General features: G+C 53.9%; 5 protein-coding genes. All 5 read right to left on the bottom strand.

Going from position 1 to position 4439, the window contains the following annotated elements; all coding sequences use genetic code 11:
* Positions 1-67: 67 nt before the first annotated feature.
* Positions 68-895: a hypothetical protein gene (locus ABB34_RS14615; RefSeq protein WP_083490244.1), complete on the bottom strand. Its 828-nt coding sequence runs from the start codon at positions 893-895 to the stop codon at positions 68-70.
* A gap of 30 nt (positions 896-925) precedes the next feature.
* Complete coding sequence (locus tag ABB34_RS15080) at positions 926-1378, bottom strand: hypothetical protein (RefSeq protein WP_083490243.1); 453 nt, start codon at positions 1376-1378, stop codon at positions 926-928.
* Positions 1379-2224: 846 nt separating this feature from the next.
* Positions 2225-3034 carry a DUF7947 five-stranded beta-barrel domain-containing protein gene (locus tag ABB34_RS15075; RefSeq protein WP_152979653.1) on the bottom strand — a complete coding sequence of 270 codons (810 nt, stop codon included), beginning with the start codon at positions 3032-3034 and terminating at the stop codon, positions 2225-2227.
* Positions 3035-3115: 81 nt separating this feature from the next.
* Complete coding sequence (locus tag ABB34_RS15360; protein ID WP_152979652.1) at positions 3116-3598, bottom strand: hypothetical protein; 483 nt, start codon at positions 3596-3598, stop codon at positions 3116-3118.
* Positions 3599-3685: 87 nt separating this feature from the next.
* Positions 3686-4210 carry a YybH family protein gene (locus ABB34_RS15070; protein WP_083490241.1) on the bottom strand — a complete coding sequence of 175 codons (525 nt, stop codon included), beginning with the start codon at positions 4208-4210 and terminating at the stop codon, positions 3686-3688.
* Positions 4211-4439: the final 229 nt, after the last annotated feature.

Here is a 4439-nt window from a genome sequence, read left to right as displayed (position 1 = left end):
TGCTGGAGTCACAGCCTAACACCTGAGTTAAGCCGCGCCGCGAAGCGGCGTCGGCTTGGACGAATTGTTAGCCCGCTGCTGCAGGTTGTACCTTCTCGTTCAAGCTGCGAGCGTGCTCCAAGATCTGTGCCGCTTGCTCCACTGATTCTTTGTCCTGCTGAGAGTCTGTGGCCATCCGCTTTAGTTCGGCGAGCAGAAGCGTATCGAAGCGCTCAAGCAAGTGGTACGACGCGGAGAGGCCGTTCGCCTCCAAGTAGTCCTTGTACTCCGGCGCTACCGCCAAGATCAATTTCTGGACGGCCTCATTTGCGACCATTTTTCTGGAGTCGATGCCATGCGATAGCGCAACCCAATGCGCTACGTAATAGCCGGTAATCGCCTGCATGGCGCTGAACAAGGCCCACGCCATGTCAGAGACGTACGGTCTAGCTAGGTTCGCGGTTACATAATTCAGTTTAGATGGATCGAAGCCTCCCCCAGAGACCCTGATGAATTCGCGCACGCGATCATCTTTCGTTACTTGCTCGGCAAGGTTCTCGAGCTTCATGACGGACATTGTCATGGCCAAGCTTCTGGCGCTTTGGTTGGCGATCCAAGTGCCCCACAGTTGGTCGATTGCCTCAAGACGCCGTTTGTCCAAGAGCGCGCGGCGCTGCGTGATACCGCTAAGGGCGCCGGTCCTCAGCGACTCAAGCTCGGCGCTGCGCTGCGCCAAGCTAGCTTCCAATGTCTTTTCGGCGGCGCGGAACTCAGACTTGAGCTGCTCGAGCTTTTTGTCGAACTCGTGCTGGACGGAGCGTGTCAGGCGCGCTGTGATCAGTGCTCGCGATAACCACAAGGCGAGGGACAGCAAACCTGTGGTGGTTAACGCGGGAATCCAATCCGTGAGTTGCATCGAAGGCTCCACAGCGGGCTAACGCCTGAATTAAGCCGCGCCGCGAAGCGGCGTCGGCTTGAATGAATTGTTAGGCCTCAACAGCGCATCAACTAGCTTCTCGTGTACCCGATACATGGGGCAATTACCTGGTGTGATGTCCGTGATAAAGCCATGTTGCTCAAGTAAGGCAACCGCTGCACGAAGATCAGGATGCTTATCAGTGTGGTACTCAAAGCAAGGCTCTGACACGAAGCCCAACATGGTGTTGCTCTCTTTGACGAAGAAGACGCGGACGTGGCGATTCTCCTGTGGAGAGAAGTCAGAGCGCATCTCGGCAATCACCGCAGGGAACCTTTGCTCTATGTCTTGCCATAGACGAGCTTGCTCCCTAGCCAACTTTTTCTCACGGCGCTGATCCGTGTACTTGTCCGCGAAGTATTGCCCCGCAGCGCCCGTAGCAGCACCGACCAAGAATCCTGTGAGCACAGAAGCTATGTCCATTGAGGCCTAACTCTGGAATTAAGCCGACCCGCGAAGCGGGTTCGGCTTGAATGAACTGTTAGGCGCCACTAGTGCCGCCGAAGTAGTTGTAGCACCCAATGGTAACGATGCCGACTACCAGTGCGATCAATCCAATAGCCTCGATGTCTAGGTCGGCCTTGAGGATCTTGCGCCGCAAGCTTGGGACCAACAGGCAGGGTGAAATGACTAGCAAGCCAGCACAAAGGCTGGCGAGGCCCCGCCAAAAGTTGAACTGCCAGGAATCTAGAAGTTGGCTAAGCATCCGTATAGCGCCTAACGCCTGAATTAAGCCGCGCCGCGAAGCGGCGTCGGCTTGAATGAATTGTTAGCGCTCAAACGATGCCCCGCGAAACCATCAGGGCGACATACTCGGTAAAGCGCTCCGCGATGCGGAGACTCACGCGAATCTCTCCCCAAGTCCACTTTGTCCATGGATAGCCAGCATCAATTATGGAAGAGTGTGGCTCTCCCAATCGACTAGATAGAGTGGCGAGCAGCTCTGTGTACTCAGACAGCGCGGAGTTGGCCGATCTACTGTGAAGGTAGAAGACATTTGGGCCAGAGGCAGACATCACATCAATTTGAACGGGAACGCCGCCAAGCACAAGCTCATCTTTCCAAGCCACGTTCGTGGCCGATGGGTGGCGATGAACCTCGGGATTGCCGATGCTGCAAAGGCTCTCGATTGATGTGCCCCAAGGCAGCAGAAGCTGGGATCGCTCAAGATGTATCCCGCTATCAAGTTGGTACGGAGCTGTCATTGAGCGCTAACGCCTGAGTTAAGCCGCGCCGCGAAGCGGCGTCGGCTTGAACGAATTGTTAGATTCACGCCTGCCTAATGTCAGAGATCAAGTACCTTTTTACTACGCCGCGAGGAGTGATGATGCGCCTTGCTTCAATCAAGATTTTCCCCTCGCCTTGTTCTCGTTGGGCGTGATGCAAAGACCAAGTTAGAATCTGCTTCTGAACAGAGCTGACTTGATCATCGATCTTGAAAGAGACAGTTCTGTCGAGAGCATCATCATAGAACCTTCCGTAACCGGACAGCATGTTGTAGCGGGTCACGTTGCCACGAATATTCTGCTGCGGCTCAAGTTCTGTTTGAAGGGAAACGCTCTGAAGCGTTTCACTATCGAGCCGAACCACCTCCCCAACTCTCTGTCTCTTTATGGTGATGATTACATCATCATCCATCTTGATTGGCCGATGAGCCTGCTCAAGTGGTATCTCAAGAGCCTCTTCCATCTCGCCGATAAATGGCTCGATCCTGTCCGACAGTCTTCGAACATGTGGAGTTTCTGGCTCGTAGTTGAAATCAAGAACCTTAGACCAAGTCCATTTTATAAGGTCGTAGAAGGCCGCGGCTGCAATGCTTGCGCCAATTGCTTCTTTGTTTGTAATGACGAACGTAACTAGCTGTTCAAAGCTTCCTTTTCTAGAAGGAAGGATGAATAGCTCTCCACCCTCGATACGATTGCCCTTCCTTCTTACCTCGCCATCGTTGAGCAACGCATGAGCAGTAATGGAGAGCGCTTTTGCGAATCCTTGGAAAGATACGGAAGCATCGTACATGTCCAACCGCCCATGCTCAGCATCTCCGTAGTGGTAAGCGATAGCGAAGGTAATGGTGGTCAAGGCTTCCCCCTGGAAGGTTCGACGTGAATCTAACGCCTGAATTAAGCCGCGCCGCGAAGCGGCGTCGGCTTGAATGAATTGTTAGGGCTCAAGAAGCCTGCCGCTAATGATGTCATTTGCCAAATCTGCCGAAACTCTACATAAGGCATTCTTCTTTTCTGCGGACATAACTGCCATCTGTAGGCCCGTCACAACGCCTTGCACTTGAATGGGTATAACTTCAGTCGCCTGCTCAAGCATGGTGACCTGGAGATATGCCTTGCTCCCACTGCTGTAGGAGTTTGATATATCAAGAACTACTTTCGTGAGCGCTCTCTTGTACAAGTCCGTGTTCGAGCAGAACGCATTGGCGCCGAGAACAGAAATTCTTCTGTTGTTTTCCTTTAGCTTTCTGTCAATTTCATCCTTGACCTCTCGTTCCGCCTGAAGTCTGAACTCACGATCTTCCAAAGCGGCCTTCACTAGTTCGTCCTCGGTACAGGTGGATTCGGTGGCCGTTTGGGCATAAGCGCATCCTGCGCACAAGAAGAGAACCGTCAATATTGTTGTTTTGCACAAGGTCACGCCAATCTCCGATGTTGAGCCCTAACACCTGAGTTAAGCCGTGCCGCGAAGCGGCATCGGCTTGAACGAATTGTTAGACCCCCGCCTCTAGTGAGGTGCGGGCGTGGTAGTGGTTGGTGTTGGCGTATCCGGTGCTCGCTGCGGTTTCGGCGAAGCGTTCATGCTGTCCATGTCTGAGGAGATTAGCCAAGGTTTGCCGGGTGTACGCTGCAACGTGATGGTGAACTTTCCCATGTCGTGCGCCGCATCGCCGTAACGATAGCCACCGACGATGTAGCCAATCGTGTCTCCGGCCGCATAAGCGAGCGCGCGTAGCCGCAATGGACTGCCCCGATCGCCCTCATAAACTGCCTGGATAGCCGCGCGTCCACGGATTGGCGGGCGGTAGTTTTGCAGCAAGACCCCATCCTCGGTGAATAGTGAGGCAATGCCCTTCGCGTCACCCGCGCGCCAAGCGCGCTCATAGTCTCGAAGGACTCGATCCAAATCAGGCGGTAACGCAGCATCGGGGAGCTCCGCCACTTCTGCTGGTTCCGAAGGGTTCTGTGCAAGTGGCGGTCCCGCTACCAACATGAGACCGAGGACGGCAACGGCGCGCAAAGTAAGGTTCATATCTTTCAGTCTCTTTGGAGTAGCAGAGGGGGTCTAACGCCTGAGTTAAGCCGCGCCGCGAAGCGGCGTCGGCTTGAATGAATTGTTAGACCGCTACTAGCGATTACGCTGAATGAGCTTGTCGCCGGGCGGCAGAACAAGTGGAATTGTGAATCTGACCTTTGTGATTGCAACTTGCTCAACGCCAGATTATTTCATGTCTCTGATACACATATGACGCTCCTGAGAA

This window comes from Stenotrophomonas daejeonensis (genome assembly GCF_001431505.1).
GTDB lineage: Bacteria > Pseudomonadota > Gammaproteobacteria > Xanthomonadales > Xanthomonadaceae > Stenotrophomonas > Stenotrophomonas daejeonensis.
Note: the sequence above shows the minus strand (reverse complement) of the source record. Positions and strands in the feature narration are given on the sequence as shown.